The sequence below is a fragment of the Shewanella khirikhana genome (genome assembly GCF_003957745.1).
GTDB lineage: Bacteria > Pseudomonadota > Gammaproteobacteria > Enterobacterales > Shewanellaceae > Shewanella > Shewanella khirikhana.
In genome coordinates this window covers 1938641-1954232 of sequence record NZ_CP020373.1, presented here as the reverse complement: position 1 = coordinate 1954232, position 15592 = coordinate 1938641, and the positions used below count along the sequence as shown (strand labels likewise).

Sequence of the window (15592 nt, the reverse complement as noted above, 5' to 3'; positions counted from 1 at the left end):
ACGGTCCAAAAAGACCCTTATCATCCTTGTTGTACCCTGAACGGTAATGCGCTTGTTATGGTTAAAAGTCCGAACAGAAACTGGTACTAACGTGCAGAAGTTTAACGGTATGACGCTTTCGTTGCCACCGTAAATTGAAAAAGGACCCAAAAATAATCCACATTTGTGAGCCACTCTTTTTGTTTGACCCAAGCCGATGCGATTTGTTCACTTGGGTCTTGCTGTTTTACCCAAGTTACGGCAGGGAAAAGAATATATCCATTAAAAACAGCGCCTTGTAAAGACGTTAGAAGTCGTCCAGTGCCGAGGGAATAATTTCGCTATCGAGCCGCAGCAGCAGTCCAAGCTGAGCCATGTGTTTCTTTTCCCGCTTTAGGTCTTTGAGCAACATGTCCACCCGCGCGCTTTGCTCGGGGATTAGCGCAAGCTCGTTATTTCCAAGGGGCGAGCAGCTTAACCGCAGCGAGCGGGCAACCCGGCCAAGGTTCACCAAAATCGCCAGTCGCAGTAAACACAGCAATTTGACCAATATTTCGCGGCGGCCATCGGGCAGGGCGTTGATATTGTCGAACTGGGGCTTTTTGTGCTGATTGCCAATCAGCATCGCAAGGTCTTGCTGCAGATCTTCGGAAAAACCAGGCAAGTCACTGTTGGCAATAATGTAGTTGCCATGCTTGTGATGGGCGCGGGAGCTGATATGAATGCCGATTTCGTGCAGTGAGGCGGCGTAGGCCAATAGACGCGCATGGGGGCGGATATTCCAGGCATCGGCCACGGCATCAAACAGCGTCATGGCGGTGGTGCGTACCCGGGCGCCATGTTTGGTATCCACATGATAAAGCTGAGCAATGCTCTCTACCGTGCGGTGGCGAATGTCCTGAGACTGGTCGATTTGCGCAAGCTCATACAGCACGCCTTCACGCAGGGCGGCGGGCGTGGGTTCGAGCTTTTCAATTTCGAGGCGTTTGAAAAAGCTGATAAGGATTGCCAGGCCAGCAGGCACCAAAATAATCCGCTTGCGGTCGATATTGGCAAATTCCAGCGCATCCACATGCCCGGCCTGCACCAGCTTTAACTTAAGCTCCTTGAGCCGTGCCAGGGTCACCGTCTCTTCGCCGACGGTTTCGGCCAGCGCCTCACAGATGGCTTTCACAGAGCCGGAGCTGCCGAGTACCAGGTCCCAGCGGCCATCGAAATACTCTTTCGACAGTGAGGAAAACTGCTTGTCGGCCGCGGCCTGCGCAGCGCGAAAGGCACTTAAGCTGAGTTTGCCGTCGGCAAAGAAGCGCTCGTTGTAGCTCACACAGCCACAGCGCAAACTGGATAATTTAACTGGTTGATTTTTCTCGCCGATGACGACCTCGGTGGAGCCGCCGCCGATGTCGATGACCAGATTGTGTTTTTCCAGCACCTGACTTTGGGCAATGCCAGAATAGATAAGACGCGCCTCTTCATGGCCGGAAATCACTTCAATCGGGTAGGGCAGTACAGTCAGCGCCGCTTTGAGGAATTTATCACGGTTTCGTGCCACCCTCAGCGTGTGGGTTGCCACCAGGCGTACCCGGGTTTCACACAGATCCGAAAAGCGCAGACTGAAGTTGCGCAGACACTCGAGTCCGCGGGCGATGGCCTCATCGGACAGATAGCCCTCGGGGCTCAGGCCCTGGGCCAGTCGTACCTGTTCTTTTTCTTTGTGCAGGATCTGCAAACTGCCATCCTGCTCCCTGGCAATCATTAAATGAAAGCTGTTGGAGCCCATGTCGATGGCCACAAAATGACGCTGAAGGCTTGCTGACAAATATTTTCTCCCGATTAACTCAACCTGCGGCCGCGAGTGAAGCCGCGTCCGGGGTTTTAGACTCGGCACACGCGGCGTCAGTGTCCATTAGGTCACTGCCACCATCGCCAGCCGAAAGGCCTGTCTGCTCCTCGGCTTTGGCAGCTTCTTCCGCTCTGGCCTGTGCTTCGGCCATTTCCCTGGCAACTTCCTCGGCGATGCGCGCCCGCTCAAGTTTTTCGTACTGGCAAAGATACTGATATACCGCAATTTGGGAGCGTACTTTACGTTTATTTCCGCGATTGCGATAGGGATTGCTTTGCTCTTTGTTGATGATACGCGCCTTGGTGTTGTCGGACAGCTGCAACGCCAGTAAGTCCATCACCATCTGCTTGAGGCGCGGATCATAAATAGGAGTGGTCACTTCTATTCGGCTGTCGATATTGCGGCTCATCCAGTCGGCGGAGCACAAAAACAGCTTATTTTCGCCACCGGCATAGAACTGCATCACCCGCGAGTGTTCGAGGAAGCGGTCGACAATACTGATGACTTCGATGTTGTCGCTGATCCCATCGATGTGGGGGATAAGCGAGCACATGCCGCGAATGATCAGACGTATTTTCACTCCGGCCATGGAGGCATCATAGAGTTTGCCGATCAGCTGCTCGTCCACCAGGTTATTGAGCTTGAGGGTAATGGCGGCCTTGCCGCCCATGCGGGCGTTGAGGATTTCATCATCAATCAGCGAAATCAGTTTTTGTCTGGCGTCAAAGGGCGACACTATCAAATGGCAGAAGTTGTCTCGCCTGTATGGATGCTCAATTAAATCAAATACCTGCTCGACTTCTCGGGCAATTTCCTGATTGGCGGTAAACAGCGAAAGGTCGGTGTATACCTTGGCGGTGCCTTCGTTGAAGTTACCCGAGCCCACATGACAATAGAGGCGGGTTTCTCCCTGTTCTTCACGGCCAATCAAACAGAGTTTGGAGTGTACCTTGAGGGTGGGAATACCGTGGTGCACCTTGACGCCGGCTTCGGCGAGAATGCGGGTCCATTCGATATTGTGCTCTTCATCGAACCGGGCGCGAAGCTCAATCACCGCCGTTACCTGCTTGCCGTTTTTCACCGCATCGATAAGGGATTGCATCACCCGCGACTTTTTGGCCACCCGGTACAGGTTGATTTTGATGAATTTTACCGCCGGATCGAAGGCGGCCTGGCGTACAAGCTCGGTAAAATGTGAAAACTTGTGGTACGGGTAATTGAGCATGATATCGCCCTTGGCAATGGCATCGAAGCTGTTGCCACAGCGCTCAAATCCGGCGCTGTCGAGGGCGGGAAGTTTGTCATTTTCCAGATACTTGCGCCCCGGATTGGGGAAGGCGATAAAGTCTTTGAAACTGTGATAACGGCCGCCGGGCACCAGACACTCGGTGGAGCTTATTCCCAATTGCTCCTTAAGCATCATCAGCATATGTTCCGGCATATCCCGGTCGTACACCAGACGCACCGGCTCGGCGGTCAGGCGTTTTTTCAGGCCACGGGTCATCTTCTCCAGCTGACTTTGATCCAACTCATCGGTGATATCGAAATCGGCATCGCGGGTGAGTTTCATCGAGAAGGCATCAATGCTTTCGTACTCAAAGAAGGGCGAGAACAGGTCATCAAGGCAGTGGCGAATGATATTATCAAGCAAAATCAAATGCTTTTTAGCTTTCGATTTTTCTGCAGGCAACTCAACAAAGCGTGGCACATTTTTGGTGGGCACCTCCACCAGCGCATACTGACGCCGGTCTTTGGCGTGCAGGCATACCGCCAGATAGGTGGCGTTATCGGCAATGTGTTTTACCACAGAGCGGTGACTTGAGATGATCAGTGGCGCGATATGGCGCTTAAGGTGATCGCGAAAATGTACCTTCAGCCACTGGCTGTGAAATTCACTCAGCTGGGATTCGTTGATAAGCAGAATGTTGCGGCGAATAAGCTCGCGCATCAGCTCGCCATAAATGGTGTCGAAGCGCTCCTGCAGCGTCAGCACCCGGGTCTGAATTTTGGCCATCAAATGGCGACTGTTATTGCGGCCTTCCTGCAAGCTGGACAGTAAGATCCCACGCCTGACTGAGGCTACCCGCACCCGGAAAAATTCATCCATGTTGGAGGAGAAGATCCCCAGAAACCGAATGCGCTCTACCAGGGGGACGTCGGGATCACAGGCTTCCTGCAGCACCCGTTCATTGAAAGACAGCCAGGAAAGTTCCTTGTCGATAAACATCTTGTCTGTATTGGGAGACACTCGAAAACTCCTTTGAGCGCACGCAGCCGGCAGGCTGATATAGGCACACAATATCAGGCGCTTATGACTTTGAAAACCGGTGGTTCACCGTAAATGCAAAGCATCGCCAAGTTATTGTGAATATTGAAAAAGTATACTCTATTGACTGAGATTACTTCAAAAATGTGTCAGATTTATGAAGTGCGGCGGCTGTGGCCGCTATCAAGGCTTTTACGCCAAAGGCTTTCAAGGCGGGCGCCAATTTGATAACGTGGCCGGCTTTTTAACGCCGGCGGGGAAATTACCGTGTTTGCAGGATTTGACTATGGCAGTGCCAACTGTGCTCTGGCGCTGTGGGAGGAAGGCAGTGTAAAGATGCTGCCCATCGGCGATCAGGGCTCAGACTACCTGATGTCCGTGGTCTATGCGCTGGATGTCAGCTTCATCACCGAGGCTTTAGTGGCCAGGTTGCCAAAAGAGAAAGCCACCGAGCTTGCGGCCAATCGCAGCGCCGAACTTGCCCGCGCCCGGCGGATGCGCAGTGAGCTTGATTTACTCGCTGGCGATGACACTGTGTTCATCGGTGAGGCGGCGCTCAGCGCTTATCTAGAAACCCCGGAAGAAGGCTTTTTCGTGCGCTCACCCAAATCCTTTTTGGGTGCAACGGGCCTCAGGGCCGAGCAGGAAGCGCTGTTTGAAGACATAGTCACCCTGATGATGCTCGAGGTGAAAACCCGTGCCGATAAACTGCTGGGTGCAGCCGGGCCCTTAAGCCGCGCCGTGATTGGCAGACCGGTTAACTTTCAGGGCATTGGCGGCGATGCGGCCAATCAGCAGGCTGAGCGGATTTTACGCACAGCAGCGGGGCGCGCAGGCTTCAAAGACGTGCACTTTTTGTTTGAGCCTCTGGCGGCCGCTTTTGACTATGAAGCCAAACTCGACGGCGACAGCCGGGTGCTGGTGGTGGACGTGGGCGGCGGTACTACCGACTGCTCCTTGGTGCAAATGGGCCCAAGCCGCCGAGATATCAGCGATCGCAGTGACGATTGCCTGGGCCACAGCGGCCAGCGGATCGGTGGTAACGATTTGGATATTGCCCTGGCAATGGAATGTTTGATGCCCCACTATGGCCTCGGCAGTGAGCTGTTAACCGGTAAACCTATGCCGCGGCAAACCTTTTGGCAGGCGGTGGCCATCAATGATGTGGGCGCCCAGCGGGAGTTCTTTTCCCTGGGTTACGCCACCTTGCTCAAAGAGCTGAAAAAGGATGCCAAAGACTCAGCGCCACTGACCCGGCTTGAAAAACTTAGGCGCGATCAGCAGCATTATCAGTTGGTTAAGGCTGCAGAGCTTGGCAAAATTGCCTTAAGTGACGCGATTCAAACCCAGGTCATTCACCCAGATGGTGACCCAAGCGATATCGGCCGTGATGACTTTGATGCGGCAATTTCTCCCCTGATGGGGCGGATTGAGGCCCTGATGCTGGCGGCTGTGGGGGACCAGGGCGCGCCGGAAGTGATATATGTTACCGGTGGCAGCAGCCGTTGCCCTTCGGTGGCAAGCCGCATTGCGGCTGTGTATCCTGAGGTGCCTGTGGTATATGGTGACCACTTTGGCTCAGTAACCTCGGGCCTTGCCCGCCGCGCAGCAGTTATTTTTGCGGACTGACGTTTGCTGACTGAAATGGGGCTAACGCCGCAGCGTAAATCTGAACAAAAAAGGAGCGAGTCCATGGGAAATCCACTGAAACAACTGAGCGCGGTCGCCTTGCTGCTCACCACTGGCTTTATCGGCGGCTGCGGTGATGATGTGGGTAAGGTCAGCCTTGGGCTTTTTACCACCAAGGATGTGGTGATAGATGCGCGAAAAGATCCCAAGGTGCCCGGCGTAACCTGCCATATCAGCCGGGTTGAAGCGGATTTATCCCTTGCCGACCCGTCCGATATGTCGATAAGTTGCCGCCAGACGGGGCCAATTCTGCCATCTCAAATTGCGGCGATTGATAAAAGTAAAAGTGGTGAGGTGGTGTTTTCAAGCTCCTTAAGTGTGCTGTTCAAGACCTTGAAAGTGAGGCGGATTTACGATGCAGACTCCCAAAGCCTGCTGTATTTGTCTTACTCGACCAAGGAAACCTCCGGCAGCCATAAGCATTCGCTCTCCACGGTGCCACTGTATGGCACTGACGCCTGGCAGGCGCCCGGCGTGATTCAGGGCAAGGCGTCAGAAAAATCGTCAGGCTCGCCAGCAAAAGCGCCCGCAACTGCGGCCAACTGAAATTGGCGCGCCAGTTTCCCTTCATATAAAAAAGCCCGGCATTGCCAGGCTTTTCGCTATTGAGCCGTAAAACTGTCACTCAGCAGCGGACGATTAGCTGCTGCGCAGCCATTCACAGGCATTATTCCACTACGATACGGGCGTTAACCGGCTGTACCGGACGGGCATTGTTGGAATACACCGAGGTGAAGGCCTTCACCTCGTCAGCAGACAGGGTTTGTACCTGCTTAAGCACGACCCAGCGCACGCCTTCAGAGCAAGGTGGCGTGGTCAGCGAGCCGTTGAAACGGAAGTAATCCAGGCTCTGTGGGAAGAAGGCCTTGGGCGACAGCTCGGCGCCAAATGGCACGGCGTCAGAAGCTTTGGCGGGGTAGGCAGGCGCGAGGGCGGCAAAGCCTGGGTTTGAGGCGCCTTCTTCGAACATGATACCAATCACCGCCAGACGGCCATCGGCATCGGCGTGCACGAAGTGAGCTTCAAGCGGGTATTGCTTGCCATTGATGGTGTTTTCACTGGGGGCGTGCATGTGCACCTGCTTGAGCTCGAAGCTGTGGCCTTCGAGGGTGAGCTGGTTGCCAGTGCCAAAGTTGGCCTGCAGGGTGTGGCCATTGTTTATCACAGATGCCACCTTGCCCTGATAATCCAGTTGCAGCGGTGACAAATCGGCATCGGCCTGGGCACGAATGTCGATTGGGCTTTGGTTCACGCCTTGTTTACACAGGGCAAATTCTTTTTTCAGTGAACCCCAATGCTCAGGGGCTCCTTTGCCTTCGTATGACCAGTGGCCTTCACCGGCAACCGCAGTGCCGGCAAGCGCCAGCAGGGCGCCGGCAATCACAGATTTGTTGAATGAAATGCTCATGTCAGTTCCTTTTTATTAATGTGGTCTTTGCTGATCGCGGCTAAGCTAGTGTCCAATCATTAACTGAAACTTAACAATTCCCTTGGGTGAGTGTTTCACTTAGAAAAAAACCTCACAAAAGTGAGGTTTTTGTTATAAACGTACGCCAGCTGGATTATTTGCCCGCCATCGCCTCGTGGTAGCGCGCGAAACCGGCTTCGAGATCGGCTATCAAATCCTCGGGATCTTCAAGGCCGATATGCACCCGGATAAGCGGTTTGCTGGCATCCCAGCGGGTGGCCGAGCGAATGTTCTGGATCCCCGATACCCACAATATCAGGCTTTCATAACCACCCCAGGAAAAGCCCATTTTGAAGTGGTGCATGCCTTCCACAAAGGCGGTCATGGCCTCGGCAGTGCCTTCTTTGAGCACAAAGGAAAACAGACCATTGCTGGCGGAAAAATCGCGCTTGAAGAACTCGTGCCCCGGACAGCTGGGGAAGGCCGGATGGCGCAGGTGGTCAACTTCAGGACGGCTTTGCAGCCAGTTGGCAACCGCAAGGGCATTCTTTTCGTGCTGCGCCATACGTACGCCCAGGGTACGCAGGCCCCGGGCGGCAAGATAAGCATCGTCCGCCGAGGTGGTTTGCCCCAGCAGATAGCTGTGTTCACGGAGCTGATCCCAGTACTGTTCAGAGGCCGTCGCCGTGCCCATCATCACGTCCGAGTGGCCAACGATGTACTTGGTGGCAGCCTGAATCGAAATATCCACGCCCATCTCGAACGGACGTGAATTGATAGGTGAGGCCCAGGTATTATCCAACATCACAATCAAGCCATGCTCGTGGGCAATACGCGCCAGGGTTGGCACATCCTGCACTTCCATGGTGATGGAGCCGGGTGATTCGAGGAACAGCACCTTGGTGTTGGGGCGGATAAGTGCGGCGATATCCTTACCGATGAGCGGATCGTAATAAGTGGTTTCGATGCCGTAGCCTTTAAGCACCTTATCGCACAGATCCCGGGTAGGCTCGTAGGCGCTGTCAACCATCAGCAGGTGATCGCCACTCTTGAGAAACGCCATCAGGCTGCCGGCAATGGCGGCGGCGCCGCTTGGGTAGAGCGCCGTGCCCGCACCGCCTTCCAGCTCAGCAATGGCGGCCTGAAAACCAAAGTGGGTAGGGGTGCCGCGACGGCCGTAAAACATCTCACCATTGTGCTTGTTCCTGGCGGCAAAGCGCATCTCCTCGAGGGAGTCGAACACTATGGTGGAGGCGCGAAACACAGGCGGGTTAATTACCCCTTTGCTGTACTTTTTATCACGGCCCAAGCTGACAATCTTGGTGGCGGTTTTCAGGCTTTTCTCTCTCATAGGTATATCCTGTACCTCAAGGCGTATAATTTGGCCATCTTACCATGTAGATGGCTAAATGCGAGTGATTGAAGGCATCAAGGTAAAGCAAAGCCTGATTGCAAAGGCACGGCAGCCCCGGCTTACGCTCTGCGTTTTTGCTTGTTCTTTCCCGATGTTTTCCCTTCTTTTCTGACTGTTTCTGTCTATTTTCTATCTGTCTTCAGCATATATCCCAATGCAGCAAGTCGTCAGGCTGCACAAAAACTTACCACAGATGCAGGAATGCTGTTTCGGTAGTCCTGTTTAGCCCGCAGTTAGTGTTGCCGCAATCGCGGACAATCATCAGCAATGTCATCAGTGCTGGGGCAGCAACAAGGTGAAAATTACTCCATCACCAGCGGGCTGGTTACTGCCGCTGAGGCTGCCGCCGTGGAAATCGGCAATCAGTCTTGCGATATAAAGCCCAAGGCCCAGGTGTGGTTTGCTGTCCTGAGTCGCGGGGCGAACGGTGATCATTGAGTCGAATATCCGCTCGGCCATGTCCGCGGGTAGCAAGGGGCCTTTGTTGGCGACACTCAGGCTAATTTGCCGCTGACTATGACCAAGCGATATCTCGATGGTCGAGTCTTTTTCCATAAATTCCAGTGCATTACTAAAGAGCTTGTCGAGCAGCTGCGCCAGATATTCGGGCACGCCTTTCATCTGATAATTGCCGTCAGCTTCACTGAGCTGAATACGGATTTGAGGATAGGTGAGCTGATAGCCCTGCACACAGCCTCGGATAACCCTCGAGGCATCGAAACTGATGGCTTCGGCCTGGGACAGCGACTGCTCAAGCCGCGTGGCTTCACTCATATTGGCCAGAATAAGACTCAGGCGACTGACTCCTTCCTGGGCCCGCTCAACGTATTTTTGCTTATCTTCCCCGAGCGGCTGCATCGACAGGTGCTCGAGACTTGAGCGCACCACGGCGACCGGCGTTCTCAGTTCATGGCCGAGGCGAGAGGACATGTTTTCCAGATACTGGGTGTACTGGGATAACCGCTGCACCATGCCGGAAAGTGAGCGTGACAGATCGCCAATTTCATCCAGCGATTTGGATGGCACTATGCTGGCTTTTACCCGGCCCTGGGCATCAATGGCACTGTCGGCCTGATCGCGCAAATTCCTGATCCGGCTTGAAATATTGGATGCGAAGAAAAACAGCGCCAGGGTGCCCATGCTCATGATGGTCAAAATCACGTTGAAGAGTTTTTCCAGCGCTCTGTTACGCAGAGTGCGAATACCATGGGTTGTTTCTTCGGCCACCACGGCGCCCATTACTTTATCGTCAATCCAAATGGGGCTGGCCGCCGCGAGGACCACGGCCTTATTGTCCGGGGTAAGGCGCCAGGTGCTGGCGGGGTTACCGTTCAGCGCACGCTGAATATGGCTGCCTTCAAGCTCGGTGGAATCCTGCAGGCCATCGATAAAGTCCTTTGGCGGCTTGGTCAGCACCCGGTAGTAAAGCGGGTAAAGATACTGCTGCACAAAGTGCTCCAGCATGCCTTCGGGTTTGTCGTTTTCGATGGCGCGGGTCCAGACACTGTCGCCATTGCGGATATCACCCGAGCGTGCCAGCACCCGGCCATGGCGATCCACCACCCATATACGGGCGCTGTTATGGCTCATCCCCTTGATAATTGCTTCGATCTCCGGAGAAGGCACCAGCACTGTGCCCAAATTATCCGGGGTATCTGTGGCCGAGGTGCCGGTAATACCTTCGATATCGCGAGTTCGGGGATTGTTGACATCATGCAGCGCAAAACTGATTTTGCCGCCAAGCATTTCCAGCGGGATCCTAAGCTCGATGTTGTAGCCGGTGGCGGAAGTGTGCCATTGGCCCTGAATACGCACTTCGGGTAACGCCGGCAGGCTCAATGCCGCATCGGCAGGCAGCTCAAAGGCATTCACCCAGCCATCTTTTTGGGTTGAGACCACGTAACGGTGGAAAAATCCGGCGCCATCCAGGGTGGCAATGGCGAGATGATCGTTTCTGTCGACCCTCAGGCTATTGCGGCCGCGGTACACAGGATGCGGATCGGTGACTTCAAAAAAGGCATACAGATAATTGCCGTAGCGGCCAATCATATGGTTGAAACTGAGCTTGCTGGTAGCCTGGGGCAGCAGCTGCATATCGGCGCCATAATGCATGGTCTTGTGCCGATAGGGCTCCCAGTCATCCAGTTTGCCGTCCAGCTGAATTGGCCCCGACAGCGGGTGAGCGTAAAGGTCTTTGCGTTTTTCAACCTGGGCAAGGAAGCTGCTTTGGCTGTCAAACAGCCGTGGCCGCTCGTGCAGCGCAGTGGCAAGCGCGGCGGTGGTGCCCTCCAGGGTGCGTTCCTGACCGTGGCGCAGGTACTTTTCCATTTCCCACACATATTGGTAGCCAAGCCAGGGCAGGCACAGCAAAAACGCAGAAAGAATAATGACCTTGGAGCGCAGGCCAAGCGGCAGTCTTATCATCAGCCCTGACTATCCCAGCGGTAACCCATGCCGTACACGGTATCTATGCAATCAAAGGCGGCATCGGCGGCAATAAACTTTTTACGAATGCGCTTTACGTGGCTGGTGATGGTGCTGTCATCCACATAGATTTTGGCCTCTTGCATCAGCTCGGTGCGGCTGCGTACATGGCCGGGGTGACGCGCCAGCGCGTGAACCATCCAGAATTCGGTGACCGTCAGTTCGATCGGGCGCTCCTGCCAGTACACCTGAATACGGTTGGCATCTATGGTCAGTGGTCCGCGCACCATCAGGTTTTCCGGCTCAGAAGGGGCACTCAGCTGCTCGCAGCGGCGAAACAGCGCCGCAAGCCTTGCCAGCAAATGTGGGAAGCTCACTTCCTTGGACAGATAATCGTCGGCGCCAAGCCGCAGGCCGGTCACTGTATCAAAGTCGCTGTCTCTGGCGGTAAGAAAGATAATCGGCAAGGTGGCAGACATGGCACGTAAACTCTGGCACAGGGTAAAACCACCGTCGATTTCATCCTCAAGGCCAATGTCGATAATGGCCAGATCCGGCAAGCGGGTTTGAAAGGCAACCATGGCGTCGGGGCGGTTGGCGAAGGTCTGTACCTGATAGCCGTGTGACTGCAGCACATCCTTGTAATTTTCGCGAATGGCGGCTTCATCTTCGACAATGGCGATACGTTTCATTTTCAAGCTCATTACTGCGGCCCACCGCTGAATGCCGGGGGCCTGTTATCCAATCTATGGCCGACTATACAGCAATTTAGCGCTATTGAAAGCGAGCCCGCGCGATTGCCATTTTGTTGCCACAATTGATAGTTGAACTGCCATTTTTGCTCCCTTCGGTTGCCATTTGACCGGGTTTTAATAAGTCCATCAACAACAGGCCGCTACGGCGGTAAAGACAAGGAATGATGACTTATGAAAACCAAACTGATTGCCAGCCTCGTAGCCCTGACGCTGATGACCCCGGCTGCTTATGCCGAAGAACGTGAGCACAAGGAAGAACTGGTGGGCCTGGGTTCGGGGGCGCTGATTGGCGCAGCAGTCGGCGGCCCGGTAGGCGCCATTATTGGTGCGTTTGCCGGCGGCATTATCGGTAAGTCCGTGGGCGATGAAGAAGAGATTAAGTCGCAGCAGGCGGCAATTGCTGAGCAGGACAAGCAAATCCAGACCCTGGCGGAGCGCAGCGCCAACTATGATGCGCTGGCAAGTGATTACGCCATGACCCGGGCTCAGCTTAACTCACTCCATGCAGCCCGCGAAGCCAAGCTCACTGAGCTTACCCTCGGCCTTAACGTGCAGTTCAAAACCGGCTCATCGGAAATTGAGCCCCACTTCCAATCCCAGCTGACGGCTGTGGCCAAGGTGATGGATGCCGACCCAGGTCTGTCCATCGACCTTAAAGGCTTTGCCGACCGCCGCGGCGACAGCGACTACAACCAGGCCCTGTCTGAGCAGCGTCTTGCCAATGTGATTGCCTTCCTTGAACAGCAGGGCGTTGACTCAAGCCGCTTGCAGGGCCAGGCCTTCGGCGCAACCAATCCATTAAACAGTGATGGCAGCTTCGAAACGGACTTCTTCGACAGACGCGTCACCCTGGAGCTGGTCCCCGGCGCTGCGTCCATGGCGGCCAATCAAAGCAACTGATGAGGCAGTAAGCCAACAACCCCGCCCGTTAAACCAAGGTGTTAACGGGCGAGCCCCACAGGCAGTGCCAGCCAGCTGGCAGCCAAGCACAGGAAAGCAGGATGAATATGGTAAAACGCGGAGCGGCCGCAGGGATCCGGGCGAGCATTTGTACTCTCGCACTGGGGTTTACAACTTTTGGCAGCGCAAGTCAGTCCACCACAGCCGCACAAGCGGCTGGCGGCGAGATTATCGGCATAGGTCAGGGTTATGTTTCCCCGGCTGTGGCAACACGGCCTGTACCGGGCCAGGGCGGCGAGCTGGTGTTCGAGCAAGGGGGAAAGGAAGCGGCGCAGCTGGCGCTCTCCACCAATGTTGACCTTAAAGTCAGCGCCTTTGTCAGCCGGGTAACCCTGTCACAAACCTTTGTGAATCAAAGCGGTGAGCCCATTAATGGCAGCTACCGTTTTGCATTGCCACCCAATGCGGCGGTGAGCGGTATGCGTCTGGCGATTGGCGAGCGTATTCTGGAGGGGGATATTCAGGAGAAGCGTGCTGCCGAGCGCACCTTTAACCAGGCAAGGCAGCAGGGAAAGCGGGCGAGTCTGGTCAGTCACAGCGAAAGTAACCTGTTCACGACCCGCATCGCCAATTTTCTGCCCGGTGAAACCCTCACTGTGAGCATAGATTATCAAGAGGTGCTCAAGCCCAGGGAAGGGCGACTCGAACTGCGGATCCCCACCGCACAAACGCCCCGTTATGGCGCCTCTGTTGCCACGAACTCGCAGGATGTCACACCTAGGCGCTTACATCCTGACAGCGCCCCGGCGCGCGATACGCCAAATGGCTTTTGGCCGCAGGAGTCTGCCCAGCCCGAGCTTGCCCGGGTTGCCATGCCCAAGGTTGCGCTTAACGCCAGTATCCTCGGTTTTAATCTGGGGCAGATCGATAGTCCGAGCCATAGCCTGTGTGAACAAAGCTTTCGTGAAGGCGGCTGGCAGCTGTCGCTGTGCCCGGACGCTGACGCCGACCGGGATATGGTGCTCAGTTGGAGCGTTAATGAAGGCAGCTCGGCAGTGGCGGATTTTCTGGTGCAGCGGGGCTACAGCTACCCGGCAGAGGCTCAGGAAGATATAAGCCATGGATTGGTTGCTTTTATGCCGCCGCAGCCCGCCATGGCGGCGCGGCTGCCAAGAGAGCTGATTTTGGTGATAGACACCTCAGGCTCGATGACGGGGGACTCCATGACTCAGGCACGCAGTGCGCTGCTGCATGCGCTGGGTGGTCTGAGGCCCGAAGACAGCTTCAATATTATCGCCTTTTCTAACTCAGCCCGGCCGCTTTGGTCGGTGGCGCGCCCGGCCAGTGCGGTAAACCTTGGCATGGCACAGCAGTTTGTCCGCGGGCTTGAGGCAAATGGCGGCACTGAAATGGCCCAGGCGCTGGAGCTTGCGCTGGATGGCCGTGAGGCAGATGAAAGCGGGCGTCTACGCCAGGTGCTGTTTATCACCGACGGTGCCGTGAATGGCGAAGATGCGCTGTTTGCGCTGATTGAGCGCCGCCTGGGGCACTCGCGTCTGTTCCCTGTGGCCATTGGCTCGGCGCCAAATGGGTATTTCATGACCCGCGCTGCCATGGCGGGCCGGGGCACCTTCACCTTTATCGGCCACGGCGGTGAGGTGAGCGACAAGATGAGCGGGTTGCTTGGCCGAATCGAACACCCGGTCATCAGCAATCTGACCGTGACCTGGCAGGATGGCCGGGAAGTGAAGGGATTTCCGCAAAAGCTCAGCGACCTCTATGCCGGTGAAGCCCTGATGTTGAGCCTCAAAGCGGCCCCGGGCGAGCTGATGCCGCTGATTGTTCGTGGGAATACCGACGGTCAGCCCTGGGAGCGAACCCTGAGCCCCAAACAGGTGCCCGCCGCCAGTGGTCTGGATTTAACTTACGCCAAGGCCCGCGTCGATGCCCTTGCTGCAGATGCGATGACAAATGACGCTCGCCGCGATGCCACTGTGGCCCTGGGGCTTGAATACCATCTGGTGACCGCCCACACCAGTTTGGTGGCGGTGGATAAAACTCCTGTGACCGACGGCAATGCCCGAAACGTGCGTTTGGCAGAAGCCACGCCCCATGGCTGGCAGGGTGGCCGCTTGCCGCAAACGGCTACTTCAAGCCTTGGCTACCTGTTGGCGGGCGTCTTGTGCCTGTTGTTGGCATTGCTGGGGACCCTCGGCGGCCCCAATAAACCCGGTCGCCTGAGCATTTGGGGGAGACGCCGTGACGCAATTTAAATTCAGTGCACGCAAAAAGCGCCGCTGGCCTTACTGGCTCGCCGCGATGGGACTGTTACTGCTGGGATCCGGAGGATATATGCAAGCCAAAGCCTTTTTAGCCCAATACCTGATTGCCGATGCCTGGGAGCAAAGCCGCCGTGATGGCTTGCCCCACAAACCCTGGAGCTGGGCAGATACCCATCCCATTGCCCGGCTTGAGCTGCGGCGCCAAAGCGGTGAGCGTGAAAGCTTCTACATTCTGGCGGGCGCCAGTGGTCGTAACCTCGCGTTTGCGCCCACCTGGCTTGAAAACACTGCTGTGCCGGGTGATGGAGGCAATACGGTGATTGCCGGCCACAGGGACACCCACTTCGCGATTTTGCGAAAGGTGTCGCCGGGGGATGAGTTGTGGCTCGAAGACATGCAGGGCGAGCGGCATCAATACCGGGTGAAATACACCTCGGTGGTACATGAAAACGAGTTGTCGGTATTGGAGCAAATATCTGACCGGCTTACGCTTATCACCTGTTTTCCCTTCTTCGGGATGAGTGACAGAACCGATAAGCGCTTTGTGGTGGTGGCCGAGCCGGATGAGCTTTGGAGCCGTCCTGAAATCGCCGCCAAAGCCATGGTGCTCAGTATGGGACATGGCCGCTAGG

General features: G+C 55.6%; 10 protein-coding genes and 1 pseudogene. 5 read left to right on the top strand and 6 right to left on the bottom strand.

Annotated elements, in window-relative coordinates; all coding sequences use genetic code 11:
* Positions 1-286: 286 nt before the first annotated feature.
* Both STH12_RS08485 and ppk1 read right to left on the bottom strand, forming a co-directional pair.
* Positions 287-1759, bottom strand: coding sequence for a Ppx/GppA phosphatase family protein (locus STH12_RS08485; RefSeq protein WP_164551290.1), 1473 nt, complete (start codon positions 1757-1759; stop codon positions 287-289).
* A 172-nt stretch (positions 1760-1931) separates the two neighbouring features.
* Positions 1932-4070 (bottom strand): annotated as a pseudogene (gene ppk1, locus STH12_RS08480) (polyphosphate kinase 1); the annotation flags it as partial.
* A gap of 285 nt (positions 4071-4355) precedes the next feature.
* On the opposite strand from ppk1, the gene yegD reads away from it, so the two are divergent.
* Together yegD and STH12_RS08470 are read left to right on the top strand one after the other, a co-directional pair.
* Positions 4356-5717, top strand: coding sequence for a molecular chaperone (yegD, locus tag STH12_RS08475; RefSeq protein WP_126167146.1), 1362 nt, complete (start codon positions 4356-4358; stop codon positions 5715-5717).
* Between the two features lie 63 nt (positions 5718-5780).
* Positions 5781-6323 (top strand): CreA family protein, encoded by a 543-nt coding sequence (locus STH12_RS08470; RefSeq protein ID WP_237158798.1) that lies wholly within the window; start codon positions 5781-5783, stop codon positions 6321-6323.
* Positions 6324-6444: 121 nt separating this feature from the next.
* Here STH12_RS08470 and STH12_RS08465 read toward each other — a convergent pair whose 3' ends face one another.
* From STH12_RS08465 to pdsR, 4 genes are all read right to left on the bottom strand, one after another.
* The gene (locus STH12_RS08465) at positions 6445-7185 is read right to left on the bottom strand and encodes a carbonic anhydrase (protein WP_126167145.1); all 741 of its coding nucleotides are present in this window, start codon (positions 7183-7185) and stop codon (positions 6445-6447) included.
* A 154-nt stretch (positions 7186-7339) separates the two neighbouring features.
* Entirely contained in the window at positions 7340-8536 is a 1197-nt protein-coding gene (locus tag STH12_RS08460) for a cystathionine beta-lyase (protein ID WP_126167144.1), read from the bottom strand.
* A 336-nt stretch (positions 8537-8872) separates the two neighbouring features.
* Positions 8873-11023 (bottom strand): proteobacterial dedicated sortase system histidine kinase, encoded by a 2151-nt coding sequence (gene pdsS, locus STH12_RS08455; RefSeq protein ID WP_126167143.1) that lies wholly within the window; start codon positions 11021-11023, stop codon positions 8873-8875.
* The gene (pdsR, locus tag STH12_RS08450) at positions 11023-11715 is read right to left on the bottom strand and encodes a proteobacterial dedicated sortase system response regulator (RefSeq protein WP_126167142.1); all 693 of its coding nucleotides are present in this window, start codon (positions 11713-11715) and stop codon (positions 11023-11025) included. The genes pdsS and pdsR overlap by 1 nt, the downstream gene beginning before the upstream one ends.
* 234 nt (positions 11716-11949) lie before the next feature.
* On the opposite strand from pdsR, the gene pdsO reads away from it, so the two are divergent.
* From pdsO to STH12_RS08435, 3 genes are all read left to right on the top strand, one after another.
* Positions 11950-12678 (top strand): sortase-associated OmpA-like protein PdsO, encoded by a 729-nt coding sequence (gene pdsO / locus STH12_RS08445; protein ID WP_126167141.1) that lies wholly within the window; start codon positions 11950-11952, stop codon positions 12676-12678.
* 101 nt (positions 12679-12779) lie between these two features.
* On the top strand, positions 12780-14951 hold the full coding sequence (locus STH12_RS08440; RefSeq protein ID WP_126167140.1) for a marine proteobacterial sortase target protein: 2172 nt from the start codon (positions 12780-12782) through the stop codon (positions 14949-14951).
* Positions 14938-15591, top strand: a complete 654-nt coding sequence (locus STH12_RS08435) for a class GN sortase (protein WP_237158795.1) — start codon at positions 14938-14940, stop codon at positions 15589-15591. Before STH12_RS08440 ends, STH12_RS08435 begins: the two co-directional genes overlap by 14 nt.
* The last annotated feature ends 1 nt before the right edge of the window (position 15592 follow it).